This is a genomic window from Marinobacter excellens LAMA 842 (assembly GCF_001574445.1).
GTDB lineage: Bacteria > Pseudomonadota > Gammaproteobacteria > Pseudomonadales > Oleiphilaceae > Marinobacter > Marinobacter shengliensis.
The window spans coordinates 192,152-206,637 of sequence record NZ_LOCO01000003.1 but is presented as its reverse complement, the minus strand read 5'-3'; the positions used below and the strand labels follow the sequence as shown (position 1 = coordinate 206,637).

Sequence of the window (14,486 nt, the reverse complement as noted above, 5' to 3'; positions counted from 1 at the left end):
GCTTAACGGCTTCCATACGATGTTTGTTTGCTGACAGATGATACTCAGGCCGGTCGACGGCGCAGATCCAGAGTAAAGGCTATGGGTAACACCAGCAGGCTGTACCCTACCATCACCATGATGGCGTGGCGGATATCCCCGCTCCAGTCGGCAATCAGACCGCCGATCATGGGCACTGAAAACGCCAGGGTATAACCCACCAGAAACGTGCCGGCCGACAACCTCCCGGTTTCCTCCGAGCGTACCAGCAGTGGTGGCAGCGCAACCAGCAGAATCAGCAGGATACCGGCAACAAAACTCATCAGGGTGGCGCTGAATATGGCTGGCCACCCCTCAAGGACAATGGTGCCGCTGGTGCCGACAATACTGAGCACCGCCATCAAGATGATCATGCTGCGCTTACCTACCCAGAATCGGGCCATCTTGAGCATCAGCAGCGAGGCCACCACTTGCGCAAAGTTATACCAGAAAAGCGCGTCTGCCAGCTTCTCAAAATGCCCCTGCTGTGCCAGCAGGTTCCCCATGTAGGCGTTAAGGCCAAAAAACATGGAGCCGGACAAGCCCAACAGCAGGCCAATACGCAGGGTCAGCGGGTTTTTCCAGTCTGGCAGCCAGGCGCTGCGGCGCACCGGCCGTGCCAGGTCCCGCTTGGGCAGAAACAGGGCTGCGGCAACCAGAAGTGCCGGTAACGACCACACCAGTAGCGTGGCGCGCCAGCTGTTATCCAGCAATGGCATGAGCACCGGTAATGTGATGCCGGCACCAATGAATTCGCCCATCAACATGCCGTTCATGTAGATGGCAGAGCCGATGGCCAGGTGATGGGGCGCCAGCCAGCGTGGCAGCAAAGCCGGTAATGCCGGTTGCATCATGGCGACGCCGAGCCCCATGACCGCGCTGGCGAGCATCAGGGTGAAGGTGTCTGGCACCAGGCCGCGGCCCGCAGAGCCGATCACCATGATCACCATGGCCATGGCCAGGGTGTTTCTGGGGCCGATGCGGGAAATGGCCAGGGAGCCAGGCATGGCGCCAATGGCCAGCATCAGGATGGGTAAAGTGGTGAGGGCGCCAGTCAGGGCCTGCGTAAGCGCCAGTTCATCTGAAATAAATGGCGCCAGTGGCGGTGCCACCAGTACCGGAATTCTCAGGTAAACACCGGCCAGCCAAAGCAGCACCGCCACCGGCAGCAGCCTGGCTGGCGATGGCGGTGCAGTTGTTGCCGAAGGGGTTGTCACGACCAGCGGGTTCAGTCTTCGCTGGTGTCGGGCAGGTAGGCGCCGTCTTCGTCGTGTACTTCGCGGCCGGTGACCGGAGGGTTGAAGGCACAGATCAGGCGCATGTCTTCGGTGCCGCCGTACAGGGTATGCTGGTCGTGCTTGTCGAGTGCATACAGGGTGCCGTCGGTGATCTCGTGGGTTTCGCCGGTGGCCTTATCCAGAATTTTGCCGTTACCGGCAACGCAGTAAACCGCTTCCAGGTGATGCTTGTACCAGAGGTTCAACTCAGCACCGGCGGGAATAATGGTTTCGTGGAACGAGAAACCCATGCCGTCTTTTTTCAGCAGCATGCGGCGGCTGGTCCAGCCTGGGCCGGTGACTTCGCGCTCGGTACCGATAATGTCTTGCACTCGTACAATTTTCATTCGCATTCCTCATTGTGTGATGGAATAGCCGTACAGTATAAACATGCCGGTTAAGGCCGATTCAACCGCCAATCGTCGTAAACCATCATGGCATGCTCAATGGCGGTTGCCAGAATCTGTCGTTGCTGGTGGCCGAGAGATTTTCGCTTGCGACAACGGTCGAAGGCTTTCTGGATCTCCCGGCGACTGTGTTTATCGAGCCGCTCCAGCCAGTGCTGATCGGCCGGTTCCAGCTCCAGCAGGTCCCGTCCGGCGTGGTTCCGGTGGCTGATGTGCCACCAGTGATCTACTGCCCTGCCCAATACAACATAGCCGAACTGGCTGTCCTGTACGGGGCCGAACGTGGCGCTTTTCAAACCGTCTTTCAGGGGGCCGATGTTCAGTGCCGGGAGCAGCAGCCGGTCACCGTAAAAGTAGCTGCCGGCGGCACCGATCAGCCCACCCACCAGGGCTCCGGTGCCAAGGGAGGTGCCGAAGGTCGCGGCGTCAATGCCGGCACCCCCGACCGCACCCGCACCAAAGCCGGCCCCGGCCAGATACTTCTTGCTGACCGCCCAGTGTTTCCGGGTGTCTTCGGAGAACAGGTCGTGCTGGTTGGCCCATTCCAGCTCTGCCTCCTGGCGCTGGATACGTTGATGCTGGTACAGGTGTTCAATGTTCACCCGCAGGGTCTGTTCGCGCTGGCGCTGATGCCGATACCAGCGGTCCCGCAGGGTTTCAGCCAGGGAAGCATCACTGATGCTGGCCACCTGATCCAGGGTGAGTGTGCGCTTCTCCTGATAGGCCATCATGTCTTCCAGGGCTCGCGCGATTAGGCCGGCGGCCTGGTGGCGGCGCTGTTGTCGTTGCTGGGCCAGCAGGTCGGTGGCCCGGGCGAGGGTCTGCTCCCAGTCCGGTTCAAGCTGTCCGAAGGCTTTGAGCAGGCTGAGATGCTGCTCGAATGGGGCGCGAACGGCGTCGAACTTGCGGACAACCTGAAAGAACTGGCCGAGTGCGGCCTGCCAGGTATCGCTGTAGTCGTCATCACCGATGCTGTTGATCAGGGCCAGGCTTGGCCGGCCAGTCCAACGCAGGATGGTCATTTCAGCCTCGTGCTCGGTACTGTAGGGCACGGAACCATCCACCACGTAAATGATCCCGGCGCCTTCGATAACGGGTGTCAGCAATTCGCATTCATCCACGTAGCGATCGTCGCCCTGGTGCTGGAGCACGAACGCCCGGACGGTTTCCGGATGGTCGGAGGCCGACAGGCTGTGGGCTTCCAACCACTGCAGTACCCGCCGGGGTCGCTGGAAGCCGGGGGTGTCGACCAGGGTGTACAGCTGCTGGCCATCAACACTGAGCGGGTAGGCCTGTCGGGCCCGGGTGGTGCCCGGTTCAAGGGCAATGGCGATGGCGTCGTTCTGGGACAGGGTGGCCACCACGCTGGACTTGCCTTTGTTGGGATGGCCGACCACGGCGAAAACCGGCTGCTGGCTCATGGGCTTTCGGTTCCGGTCTGGTAGGGGTTATCCGGCACGGACGGCAGCACGGTGACCTGGGCAAAGCCCGCCGGTAGGCGCTCGGTAAATCGCAACCAGGGTTGGATCAAGTGGTCGGCTGGTGCGCGGTTGGCGTCGGAGGCCAGCGGTAGCACCAGTACACGGGTATCCCCTGGCCACTGCTCCCGGGCATGGTCCAGGAAGTCGTGCAGCTCGCCGGTGGGGGGTTCCCAGCTGCGGGTAACCACCATAACGCTGGGTTCCGGGCTCTCTGACAGGGCCTGCGCCAGGGTTGCCAGCACCCGGTCATCCTCTTCCAGGGAGGCGCGCCCCCCGGCCTTTAGGATCTGGGTCTGGTTACCAAGCAGTTGTTGCGGTAACTCCGGCTCACCGGCACCGGCCCAACAGACAATATGGTCCGTGTCTGATAGTTCGACGGTCTGGGCCCGGGTGGTGGTGTCGGGGAGATCGTCGGCATCGTTATGCTGATTGCCGGTGTCCAGGGTCGGGGTTTCCATGCGCCAGGCCAGCGCCTGCATGCCGGGGTGCTGTTGCAGAAGCTGGCCGGCCTTGTGAATGGTCAGCCAGTGGCTGGCCGCGAGCAGCAGCAGACGGGGCAAGAGCACCCAGGTTAGCCACAGCATGACGACAAACGGCCACCATTGGCCCCATTGCGCCGGAGCTGTGCCGGGGCTGTCCGGCGCCGCCCGGAAAAACCGCGTGGCCTCGACCAGTTCCTGGGACGGCACAGCTGCCGGCAACAGCCAGCCCCAAGGGGTGGCAAGCGCCTGCACCAGTGTGTGATACCCGCCGGCGGCCGTGTCGAGTGTGGTGCTCCAGCCGAAGGCCAGGTCTTGAATAACAAGCAGCACCAGCAAGGTCAGAAGCCCTGTGGTGGCGAACGCGGTGCCGCCGGCGTGGGCGGCACGGGCCATCAACAGCGGTTGCAATTGTGCCAGGGTTTGCCCCGGCAGCTGCGGCTGCAACCGCCGTTGCAACCAACCCCAGGGCTGCCAGCCGGCGACCGCCTGGAGGGTGGTTGCGACAGCCAGCAACAGCTGCAGAAGTACAAATGCCAGGAACACCGTGATGTTGATGCGCTGGCCGCCGTCGTAGAACAGCAGTCCGGCCATGGTAATCACCCCAAACAGTGCCCCGGCTGCGATAAAACCATGCTGAATCCGTTGCCACTGCAACTCGAGCTTGTGGTTCGCCTGGCTTGCCCTGCCGGGGCCGCTGAGTCGCTGCATGTGTGCCAGCCAGGCCGCTGCGTTGGGCCGAATGCCCTGCTGTTCGCAGTCCAGTGCAAAACGCCGGTCCCGGCGGTGCAGAAAGGCGGGGGCTTGCTCCCTGTCGCGCTGGATGCGGTCATCAAATTCCAGCAGCAGACGAAGGGGGTGGTGGCTCATGCAGAATCCTGTTGCATTCGGTCGGTTATGCTTTCCTGCTAGGATATAGCCAACAACGCCCGTTAAGCCAGCCGGAACGCCCTATGCCCCACCACCTGATGAACCTGCGTAACGTACCCGACGACGAGGCCGACGATATCCGCGCCCTGTTCGAAGAGCATGAGGTGCGCTATTACGAAACACCACCCAGCCGCTGGGGCATCAGCATGGGCGGTTTCTGGGTGCATGACGATGACGAGGCGGAGCGCGCCCGGGCGCTGTTAGATGACTACCAGGCACGCCGCCTTCAGGCCCAGCGCGAAGACTACCTGGCCCGTTGCCAGCGTGGTGAAACCGGGCTCTGGTATCAGTTTCGACGCCGGCCGGTCACCTTCCTGGCGGCACTCATCGCCATTGCCGTTATTCTCGGGTTGAGCCTGTTACCGTTCATTCGCCTGGGCTGATTGTGGCCCGGCGCCCTGGCGAGCCAGGAACCGGGCCGCCTGATCGACCGCATTGCCGGCGGTCAGAAAGCTGGTGACATGGCCCCGCAGGCGCATCCGGTAGATCTCGTGATACACCCCCTGGGCATCCAGGGCCTCGGCAAAACGCTCGGCCTGACTGAACGGAACCAACATATCCATGGTGCCGTGAAACAGGAAAAACGGCGGCGTTGCTGCACTCACATGGGTAACCGGAGACGCCCGTTGGTAACGATCGGGTTGTTCTTCCAATTCAGCCCCCAGAAGCTGACGCAATAGCCGGCCAGAGCCAAAGGCGGGCAAGTCCGCTGGAAGCCCGCCGGCCACCGCAGCCTTTAGAGCTGTTTCCGGGCCGCCATGGGGCCTGTTCAGATCACTGTCGGTGCTGGCCACGGTGGCCAGCAGGGCCACCAGGTGAGCGCCCGAGGAGAAGCCGAAGCCAGTGACCCGGGAGGTGTCCAGGCCATAGCGGCCGGCATTCCGGTTCAGCCAGTGGCGGGCGATCTGCAGGTCGTGCAGCTGCGCCGGAAACGTGAAATCCGGGGCGAACCGGTAATCCACGTTGAGCACGGCGAATCCCTGGCTGGCCAGGGACTCCGCCACCCAGGTCATATCGCTTCGGGAGCGACGCTCCCAACCACCACCATGAACCATCAGAACTACCGGGGCAGGATCAGTGCGCTCAGGCACGTAGAGATCGGCGTACAGCGGCTCTGGCCAGGTATCCGGTGAATATTGGAGTGAGGAATGAACGGTGAACCCGGTTTCCGGCAGGGTAACGGAGTGTGATGGCGTTGGCTGGTGGCTGGCGCAACCTGTCAGGAACAGGGCGGACATAGCCATGATGGCGCTGATATACCTGACATTACGAACGATCACCCCCCTGCCTCCTTAAGGCTTACCAATTATTCCGATGATACGAGCTGCCGCTGAAGATGGATGTTGATGGGGTATGTGTCCGGTTCGCAGGACGCTGTCTGAAAAGCCGGACACGTCTGAGAAGGCCGCATTGCCGGGGATCGAAGGTGATTTGAGCCTGTGCATGTCCGGAAATCCGGAAGCTTTCACCTGTTGACTCTTTGCTTTTTGAGATTAAATCAATAAAAACAGTCGGTTGGGGTGTTGGCACAGGATCCGCAAGGGCATGTTTGCCTCCCGTGAGGCGTTTCCAAAAACAACAAACAAGGAACGATCATGAAACCCATAGTGATCTGGCCCTGATCGAGGCCGAGCTGCCGACTTTCGATTTGCCCCCGGACCGGGGGCTTTCTATACTTCCGTGACTACGTCCGGAAATCCGGACGCCCAGGGTTGCCCCATGAACCAATTCCGGCCCGTGAGTACGCGGTACATGACCGAGCTGTTTACCGATAAAAACAAGAGTGGTCTGACAAGAGACCTGATAGAAGCGCTGTTTCCCATGTTTGAGGAAGCCAGTGCCGGTGCCATTGCCGTGGACCGGCATACCCGGATTACCTGGATTAACAGCAGCTATTCCCACCTGCTGGGCCTTGGCGACCCAGCCCAGGCAATCGGCAAACCGGTGCGCCAGGTGATACCCCAAACCCGAATGCCGGAGGTGGTCGAAACCGGCAAACCCCTGCTGTTGGACATCATGGAACACAACCAGCAGCAGTTGGTGGTTACCCGGCTGCCCTATTACGACCAGCAGGGTGAGATCGAGGGGGCGGTTGCCTTCGTCCTTTATGATGACCTGCAACCGCTGACGCCACTGGTATCAAAATACCGTCGCCTGCACCGTGATCTCGCCGCCGCCCGCAAGGCGCTGGCGAAGAAGGCCCGGGGCACCCGTTACAGCCTTGGAGACTTTGTTGGTGGCAGTCCCGCTGCCCTGGAAGTCAAACGGCGTGCCCGTCTGGCCGCTGGCCGGGACATGCCAGTGCTGCTGCTGGGAGAAACCGGTACCGGCAAGGAGGTTCTGGCCCAGGCGATCCACGCGGTATCGCCCCGGGCCGACAAACCCTTCGTTGGGGTGAACGTGGCGGCCATTCCGGAAAATCTGCTGGAAGCGGAGTTTTTTGGTGTGGCGCCGGGTGCCTATACCGGAGCTGACCGGCGTACCCGTGATGGCAAGTTTCAACTGGCCAACGGGGGCACCCTGTTCCTGGACGAAGTGGGCGACATGCCGCTGCCGTTGCAGGCGAAACTGCTGCGGGCCCTCCAGGAGGGGGAAATCGAACCCCTGGGTTCAAACAAGGTGGCCAATGTGGATGTTCGGGTCATCGCGGCAACCAGCCGGAATCTGGAATCGATGATTGCTGAGGGCAGTTTTCGGTCAGACCTCTATTACCGCCTGAACGTGCTGGAAATCAACATACCGCCGCTACGGGACCGCTTGGCGGATCTCGGGGTGCTGTGCGAGGCGCTGCTGGGTGAAATCTGCGAGGGCCAGGGGCTGCGGGGGGAAATTACCGATGCCGGGGTGGCGGCTCTTGGCAGCTATGACTGGCCGGGCAATATCCGGGAATTGCGCAACGTGCTGGAGCGGGCGTTGACCATGAGTGAGGATGGCGACCTGCTGGATGCCGATGCCATCTTCAAGGTATTGCCGAGGGCGAGCCAGCGCACTGTGCCGGCCATGGCGCCCAGGCCGGTGCGGCCGCTCGCCCAGACCCTGGCCGAGGCGGAGGCACAGGCCATCGAGCAGGCGCTGCTGGCCTGCCGGGGTAACCGTACCAAGGCCGCCCGTCTGCTGGGCATTTCCCGGTCGGTTTTCTATGAAAAACTGGCGAAGCTGTCCTGAATCCAAGACATATGTCCTGTTTTTAGGACACTTCACTCCGACCAAGGTCTTGAAGTGTCCGGTCAGCCAGACGCTCCGATGTTTCTGGAATATGGGGGAAGATCATAATTAATTGATAAATAAAGACTTTGTTTGGATGGCACGGTGTCTGCTATAGCCTGAATGCAGGACGTCAGAACAACGCTCGAAAACAACACTGGCGCACATTCGTTGGACCCGAACCGGTCAGTCGCGGTTTCGTGCGTTGTCTGATTCAACTCAGACCAGCCTTTCGGCACCAAGACCGAAAGGTGGATGACAACAACAAGAAGGATCCATTTCATGTCGATCAAGCAAAAGCTCTCGCGTCTTACCTATGGTATTACCGCTGCGGCTGTGATTTCCGGCAGCCTGATCAGCAGCGATGCCCTGGCATCGGAACGAGTCCGTTGGCAGGTGCCCCTGGCATTCCCGTCGCATCTGATAGGCCTGACTACCCCGGTCAAACACCTGACTGAGAACCTGAAAGCGGTTTCTGGCGGCAATATCCAGCTTCGTTACTATGAGCCGGGCGAGCTGGTACCCCCGTTTGAAATCATGGAATCCGTCAGCACAGGCAAGTACCCCGCCGGTTACACCTGGGTGGGTTACGATCAGGGTACTATTCCCGCGTTGCCGTTGTACTCTGGCGCCCCCTTCAACATGGAACCCCCTGCCTACCTGGCCTGGTATTACCAGGGTGAGGGCCGCGAGTTACTTGAAGAAATCTACGCCAAACGCAACATCCATCCCATGCTGTGTTCCATCATCGGCCCCGAGGGAGCCGGCTGGTTCGCCAAGCCGATCGAAAGTCTGGATGACATTGATGGCCTGAGAATCCGCTTTGCCGGCATCGGTGGCAAGGTACTGGAAAAGCTGGGTGCATCAGTCACCATGATTCCGGGCGGTGAGCTGTATCAGGCCCTGGAGCGCAAGACCATCGATGCCACCGAGTTCTCCCAGCCAGCCATCGACAAGATGCTGGGCCTGGACCAGATCATCAAGAACTACATCATGCCGGGTTGGCACCAGACTCTGACCACTTCTCACCTGCTGGTGAACAAGGACGTCTGGAACAAGCTCAAGCCTGAAACCCGCGCCGTGATCGAAATGGGCTGCGAATCGGCAACCCTGAAAGGCTTCGCCGAAAGTGAATGGGCCCAGCCCACCGCCCTGCGGGATTACGAGAAGGAAGGCGTAAACGCCCAGACTCTGCCGGAGCCGGTACTGCGTGAGCTGCAGAAAGTCACCAACGAAGTACTGGACGAGATCGCAGCCGGAGACGAAATGTTCCGTCGCGTTCTGACCAGCCAGCGTGAGTTTATGGAACACCACTCCATCTGGCACTCCAAGGGCTACCTGCCCCGGGACTTCTATCAGTACGACTGATACCGAGTCCTGAACCTGTGGATGCCGGCGTTGCCGGCATCCACCCCGAATTTTCCCTGATTATGTCGAGGTGATTGTGACTCACGAGCACGAATCCCCCAAGGCGCCCGTGCCTGCTCAGGCGGGGTCTGGCCTGCCCTACAACCGGTTGTCCTGGTGGCTGGACCGGTTTGTGGCTGGCGTTGGCAAGCTCAGTTCCTGGCTATGGATTGCCGTGCTGGTGGTGGTGCTGGCCAACGTGTTCAGCCGTTTCATTCTCAATGCCGGATCGATCTGGCTTGAGGAATTGTCCTGGCACTTCTTCGGTGCCGCCATGATGCTCACCCTGGGCTTTGCGGTGGTGAAAGACGATCACGTTCGGGTGGACGTGTTGCGGGAACGGTTTTCCCTGAAATGGCAGGCGAGAATAGAGCTGGCGGCCATCTTGTTACTGGCGCTGCCCATCGTCTACCTGATGGTGGAAACCCTGATTCCCTACGCCTACAGCTCTTATGTGTACAACGAGCGTTCCCAGGCCCCCAGCGGCCTGCCCTATCGCTTCATCTTCAAGAGCGTGCTGCCCATCGGCATGACCCTGGTGGGTATTGCCCTGGCTTCCCGGGCCCTGCGTTGCTGCACGCTGCTGTTCCGATTTCCCCGCGAGATTGCCACGCCCGAGGGCTATGGCAACGGCGAACACCCGCATCCGTAACGAGGCACAAGAATCATGGGCTTGGAAACACTTCTGGTTATTGCCATGTTCGCCGCCTTCATGGTGCTGTTGCTGCTGGGTTTTCCAGTGGCCTGGTCATTGGCGGGCATAGGCCTGGTGTTTGCCGTACTGGCGAACTTTCTGATTGAACATTTTGATGCCGACCTCTGGTTCACCTGGAACGGCACCATCGGCGTCCTGGATGCCCGATTGTATGGAGTGGTGGCCAATGAACTGATGGTGGCGCTACCGCTGTTTATCTTTATGGGCATCATGCTCGACCGCTCCGGCATTGCCGAGAAGCTGATGCACAGCCTGGTGCGGGTACTCGGCCCGCTGCGCGGTGGCTATGCCATTACCGTGGTAATTGTCGGTGTGCTGCTGGCGGCTTCTACCGGTATTGTCGGGGCTTCGGTGGTGTTGTTGGGCATGTTGTCCCTGGGGCCGATGATGCAGGCCCAGTACAACAAATCCCTGGCGGTGGGTACGGCGTGTTCCGTGGGCACCCTGGGTATTCTGGTGCCCCCCAGCATCATGCTGGTGTTGATGGCGGATCGTTTGGGCACGTCCGATGCGTCTGTCGGTAAGCTGTTCATGGGAGCGCTGATTCCGGGCCTGATGCTCGGCGCCATGTATATCCTGTACATCCTGATTGCCTCCTTCATCAAAAAGGACCTGGCCCCGGCGCCGAAAAACCGGGAGCCGCTGGATCTCAGGGCGCTTCTCGATGTATTCCTGGCAGTGGTGCCGCCCATGGCGCTGATCATTGCGGTGCTGGGTTCCATTTTCTTTGGCATTGCCACCACCACCGAAGCCTCGGCCGTGGGGGCGTTCGGGGCCCTGCTGATGGCGCTTCTGAGCCGGCGTCTTAACGTCAAGGTACTGCGGGAATCCCTGTACCAGACCAGCCGCACCACGGCCTTTATCTTCGGCATCTTTATCGGCGCCACGGTATTTGCTGCCGTCCTTCGCGGCCTGGGCGGCGATGATGTGATTCGCGATGCCATTACCGGTTTGCCGTTCGGCACCACTGGCATTCTGATCACCGTGCTGTTCATTACCTTCCTGCTGGGCTTCTTCCTGGACTGGGTGGAAATCACCCTGATCATTCTGCCCCTGGTTGCCCCTGTGGTGTTCTCCCTTGGCGTGGAGCCGGTGTGGTTTGCGGTGATGTTCGCCATCTGTCTGCAGACCTCGTTCCTGACCCCGCCGGTTGGTTTCTCCCTGTTTTACATCAAGGGTGTTTGCCCACCGGGGATCACCACACGCCATATCTACCTGGGGGTGCTGCCGTTTATTGCCCTGCAGGTGCTCGGACTGGCGTTGGTTTTCTGGTTCGAACCCCTGGCCACCTGGCTGCCCAACGAAGTCTACGGAGGTCGTTGATATGACCGCCCTGTACAAGACCAATAACAAACCGATCATCAACAAGGAGACAGTGTGATGCGTCTTCACAACCAAGTTGCACTCATCACCGGCGCCGGCCGGGGCATTGGCCGGGCCATTGCCGAACATTACGCCCGCGAAGGCGCCCGGGTAGCGGTCGCGGACCTGACGCTGGAAAGTGCCGCCGACACCGTCGCTGCCATCGAGCAGGCGGGCGGCACGGCCATGGCCCTGGCCATGGATGTCACCGATGAGCAGGCGGTGGACCAGGGGGTTGCCGCCATCATTGAGCAATGGGGCCGGCTCGATGTGGCCCTGGCCAACGCCGGCATCCAACACATTGACCCGGTGCATAAACTGGCCTTTGCCGACTGGAGCAAGGTGATGAACGTGCACCTGGACGGCGCCTTCCTGGTGACCCGCGCCGCCTTGCGCCAGATGTACACCCAAGGTGGGGGTACTATGCTGTATATGGGCTCGGTACACTCGGTGGAAGCCTCGCCGCTGAAAGCGCCCTATGTAGCCGCCAAGCACGGCATGCTGGGCCTGTGCCGGGCGGTGGCGAAAGAGGGTGCCGAGCATGGGGTACGTAGCAACATCATCTGCCCCGGCTTTGTACGCACCCCGCTGGTGGACAAGCAGATCCCAGAGCAGGCCAAAGAGCTGGGCATTTCCGAGGAAGAAGTGATCAGCAAGGTGATGCTCAAGAACACGGTGGACGGCAAGTTCACCACCCTCGAAGACGTATCAGAGCTGGCGGTGCACCTGGCGGCCTTCCCGTCCGCCGCCCTCACTGGCCAGTCGATCGTGGTCAGCCACGGCTGGCACATGCAGTAATTTTCTGGAGAGACGGATGAGCAACACAGAACAATCACCGGTTGTCTGGACCCCGAGCCAGGAAACCCTCACCGGTTCCCGAATGGGCCAGTTCCAGGCCTGGCTTGAGCAACAGGGCTTTGGCCCGTTTGCCGATTACCACGCCCTGCACCAGTGGTCGATCACCGAACTGGACACCTTCTGGCAGAAAGTCTGGGATTATTGTGGCCTGGTCTGCGACACCCCCGCCAAGCGGGTGCTGGGCCGCCGTGAGATGCCCGGCGCCGAATGGTTCCCCGGCATGAAACTGAATTTTGCCGCCAACCTGCTGCGGCTGGCGGACGGCGATCATGCTGACAAAGAAGCCGTGGTGGCCTACTGCGAAACCCGCCCGGTACTGCGCAAGACCTACGCCGAACTGAAAGCCGACGCCGGCGCCCTGGAAGCCTTCCTGCGCAGCAGAGGCATCCAGAAGGGCGAACGCGTGGCTGGCGTGGTCACCAACGGCTACGAAGCCCTTGTGGGCATGCTCGCCGCCACCAGCTTGGGCGCCATCTGGAGCTCCGCGTCGCCGGACTTCGGCATTGGTGCCATCAACGACCGCTTCGGCCAGATCGAACCCTCCGCGTTGATCGTGGTGAATGGCTACGGTTATGGCGGAAAGGTGTTTGCCCGCCAGGATGACTTTGCCGAATTGATCGCTGGCCTGCCGTCCCTGAAAGTGGTGGTCAGCGTTGCGCAACTGCCAGATGAAACCCCGATTCCAGGGGGGATGGTCACCACCTGGGACGACGCCCTGAAGGCGGGCGAAGGCCAGGCCCCCTCATTCACCCCAGTGGACCCGGACCACCCGGTTTACATCCTCTATTCCTCCGGCACCACCGGCAAACCCAAGTGCATCGTTCACGGCACCGCCGGCCTGTTGGTCAACCACGCCAAAGAGCTTATGCTGCACGGCGACGTGGGTCCGGACGACCGCTTCCTCTACTTCACCACCTGCGGCTGGATGATGTGGAACTGGCAGGCCTCCGCCCTGATGACCGGCGCCGCCGTCATTACCGTCGACGGTTCCCCGGGTTACCCGAGCCTTAATTTCCTGTGGGAAACCGTAGCGAAAGAGCGGGTGACCCACTACGGCACCAGCGCCCGCTTCATCGCCGGCTGCCGCAAAGCCGAACTGCAACCGGCCAAAACCCTGGACCAGAGCCACCTGCGCGTGGTCTTCTCCACCGGCTCCCCACTGCTGCCGGAAGACTACGACTGGGTCTATAGTGATGGCGCTCCCAACGTATTACTCGGCTCCATCGCCGGCGGCACCGACATCTGCGGCTGCTTTGTGGGATCAACGCCACTGCTGCCGGTACGAAGAGGCGAAATCCAGTGCCGCTTCCTGGGCGTGGACGCCGTCGCCTACGGCGATGACGGCCAGCCGGTCAGCGAAGGCCGGGGCGAACTCGTTTGCCGCCAACCGCTGCCCTCCATGCCCGTCAGCTTCTGGCAGGATCCGGACGGCGAACGCTACAAAGACGCCTACTTCAACACCTTCCCCGGCGTCTGGGCCCACGGCGACTTCATCGAATTCACCGAGCACGGCGGCGCCATCATCTACGGTCGCTCCGATGCCACCCTCAACCCCGGCGGCGTAAGAATCGGCACCGCCGAAATCTACCGCCAGGTGGAAACCATCAGCGAGGTGAAAGACAGCCTCGTGGTCGGCCGCCAGATCGACGGCGACGTGGAAGTGGTCCTGTTCGTAGTCCCGGCCGACGGCCAGACCGTCACCGACGACCTGATCAAAACCCTGAAAACCCGAATCCGCGAAGGCGCCAGCCCCCGGCACGTACCCAAACACATCGTGGAAGTGCCCGACATTCCCTACACCCGCAGTGGCAAAAAGGTGGAACTCGCGGTGGCCCGGCTGGTCAATGGCTCAAGTAAAGCGGACAACCGGGATGCCCTTGGCAATCCGGAAGCCTTGGACCGGATACGTGAGCGGTTGGTGGAGGTGGGGTTATTACCCGACTGAATCAGGATAAATGTGAGCGAGAGATGCACCAACACGGGCTGTTTTGTTGACAAAACAGCCCGTGTCTGCGAACCCTGAGACGATGTCATCGGACTACCCGTACAGCGTTTGAGAGTGACAGGGGGAGGGTTTTCCAAAACCTTGCGGAGCCATGGATGGCGGAGCAGAGCTTACAGGGAAGTATTCACAGCGTGTTTTGGAAAACCCTCCCCCTGGCACGCTGACACCACACCTGATAAATGTTAGAAAGTTTCGTAAATTCCCGCCATTTCATCGTCCTGTAACCGAAGATCAGGCATTTTTAGTCCGTTCTTATACTAAGATCGTAACCAAAGTTTGGTAAAAAATGCTATCTTAGTAGGTCTATCAAAAGTTCCGAATCAGTCATCGGCATAACCAGCCG

General features: G+C 60.7%; 12 protein-coding genes. 7 read left to right on the top strand and 5 right to left on the bottom strand.

Features of this window, described 5'->3' with window-relative positions:
- Positions 1 to 44: 44 nt before the first annotated feature.
- Genes J122_RS04535 through J122_RS04520 form a run of 4 tightly spaced genes read right to left on the bottom strand, consistent with a single transcriptional unit; the run spans position 45 to position 4,532 of the window.
- A complete protein-coding gene (locus J122_RS04535; protein ID WP_061331367.1) occupies positions 45 to 1,235 on the bottom strand; it encodes a CynX/NimT family MFS transporter in 1,191 nt (396 codons plus the stop codon).
- 11 nt (positions 1,236 to 1,246) lie between these two features.
- On the bottom strand, positions 1,247 to 1,642 hold the full coding sequence (locus J122_RS04530) for an ectoine synthase (protein WP_008176749.1): 396 nt from the start codon (positions 1,640 to 1,642) through the stop codon (positions 1,247 to 1,249).
- Between the two features lie 50 nt (positions 1,643 to 1,692).
- Complete coding sequence (locus J122_RS04525) at positions 1,693 to 3,123, bottom strand: GTPase/DUF3482 domain-containing protein (RefSeq protein ID WP_061331366.1); 1,431 nt, start codon at positions 3,121 to 3,123, stop codon at positions 1,693 to 1,695.
- Positions 3,120 to 4,532 carry a DUF2868 domain-containing protein gene (locus J122_RS04520; RefSeq protein WP_061331365.1) on the bottom strand — a complete coding sequence of 471 codons (1,413 nt, stop codon included), beginning with the start codon at positions 4,530 to 4,532 and terminating at the stop codon, positions 3,120 to 3,122. Before J122_RS04520 ends, J122_RS04525 begins: the two co-directional genes overlap by 4 nt.
- Positions 4,533 to 4,615: 83 nt before the next feature.
- Between J122_RS04520 and J122_RS04515 the strand changes: the two genes are divergently transcribed.
- Positions 4,616 to 4,975, top strand: coding sequence for a DUF6164 family protein (locus J122_RS04515; RefSeq protein ID WP_061331364.1), 360 nt, complete (start codon positions 4,616 to 4,618; stop codon positions 4,973 to 4,975).
- On the opposite strand, the gene J122_RS04510 is transcribed toward J122_RS04515, so the two are convergent.
- Positions 4,952 to 5,872 (bottom strand): alpha/beta hydrolase, encoded by a 921-nt coding sequence (locus J122_RS04510; RefSeq protein ID WP_227510093.1) that lies wholly within the window; start codon positions 5,870 to 5,872, stop codon positions 4,952 to 4,954. The genes J122_RS04515 and J122_RS04510 overlap by 24 nt on opposite strands.
- 472 nt (positions 5,873 to 6,344) lie before the next feature.
- Between J122_RS04510 and J122_RS04505 the strand changes: the two genes are divergently transcribed.
- The 6 genes from J122_RS04505 (at position 6,345) to J122_RS04480 (ending at position 14,083) form a co-directional block, all read left to right on the top strand.
- Complete coding sequence (locus J122_RS04505) at positions 6,345 to 7,757, top strand: sigma-54 interaction domain-containing protein (RefSeq protein ID WP_061331436.1); 1,413 nt, start codon at positions 6,345 to 6,347, stop codon at positions 7,755 to 7,757.
- Between the two features lie 321 nt (positions 7,758 to 8,078).
- Positions 8,079 to 9,164 carry a TRAP transporter substrate-binding protein gene (locus tag J122_RS04500; RefSeq protein ID WP_061331363.1) on the top strand — a complete coding sequence of 362 codons (1,086 nt, stop codon included), beginning with the start codon at positions 8,079 to 8,081 and terminating at the stop codon, positions 9,162 to 9,164.
- Between the two features lie 76 nt (positions 9,165 to 9,240).
- Entirely contained in the window at positions 9,241 to 9,855 is a 615-nt protein-coding gene (locus J122_RS04495; RefSeq protein ID WP_197463808.1) for a TRAP transporter small permease subunit, read from the top strand.
- Between the two features lie 15 nt (positions 9,856 to 9,870).
- Positions 9,871 to 11,241, top strand: a complete 1,371-nt coding sequence (locus tag J122_RS04490; RefSeq protein ID WP_061331362.1) for a TRAP transporter large permease — start codon at positions 9,871 to 9,873, stop codon at positions 11,239 to 11,241.
- A 57-nt stretch (positions 11,242 to 11,298) separates the two neighbouring features.
- On the top strand, positions 11,299 to 12,078 hold the full coding sequence (locus tag J122_RS04485) for a 3-hydroxybutyrate dehydrogenase (RefSeq protein ID WP_061331361.1): 780 nt from the start codon (positions 11,299 to 11,301) through the stop codon (positions 12,076 to 12,078).
- A gap of 16 nt (positions 12,079 to 12,094) precedes the next feature.
- A complete protein-coding gene (locus J122_RS04480) occupies positions 12,095 to 14,083 on the top strand; it encodes an acetoacetate--CoA ligase (RefSeq protein WP_061331360.1) in 1,989 nt (662 codons plus the stop codon).
- Positions 14,084 to 14,486: the final 403 nt, after the last annotated feature.

Excerpts from the sequence above, each read along its gene's own strand:
- J122_RS04530 (WP_008176749.1), bottom strand. The coding sequence starts at position 1,642 with ATGAAAATTGTACGAGTGCAAGACATTATCGGTACCGAGCGCGAAGTC.
- J122_RS04525 (WP_061331366.1), bottom strand. The coding sequence starts at position 3,123 with ATGAGCCAGCAGCCGGTTTTCGCCGTGGTCGGCCATCCCAACAAAGGC.
- J122_RS04520 (WP_061331365.1), bottom strand. The coding sequence starts at position 4,532 with ATGAGCCACCACCCCCTTCGTCTGCTGCTGGAATTTGATGACCGCATC.
- J122_RS04515 (WP_061331364.1), top strand. The coding sequence starts at position 4,616 with ATGCCCCACCACCTGATGAACCTGCGTAACGTACCCGACGACGAGGCC.
- J122_RS04505 (WP_061331436.1), top strand. The coding sequence starts at position 6,345 with ATGACCGAGCTGTTTACCGATAAAAACAAGAGTGGTCTGACAAGAGAC.
- J122_RS04500 (WP_061331363.1), top strand. The coding sequence starts at position 8,079 with ATGTCGATCAAGCAAAAGCTCTCGCGTCTTACCTATGGTATTACCGCT.
- J122_RS04490 (WP_061331362.1), top strand. The coding sequence starts at position 9,871 with ATGGGCTTGGAAACACTTCTGGTTATTGCCATGTTCGCCGCCTTCATG.
- J122_RS04485 (WP_061331361.1), top strand. The coding sequence starts at position 11,299 with ATGCGTCTTCACAACCAAGTTGCACTCATCACCGGCGCCGGCCGGGGC.
- J122_RS04480 (WP_061331360.1), top strand. The coding sequence starts at position 12,095 with ATGAGCAACACAGAACAATCACCGGTTGTCTGGACCCCGAGCCAGGAA.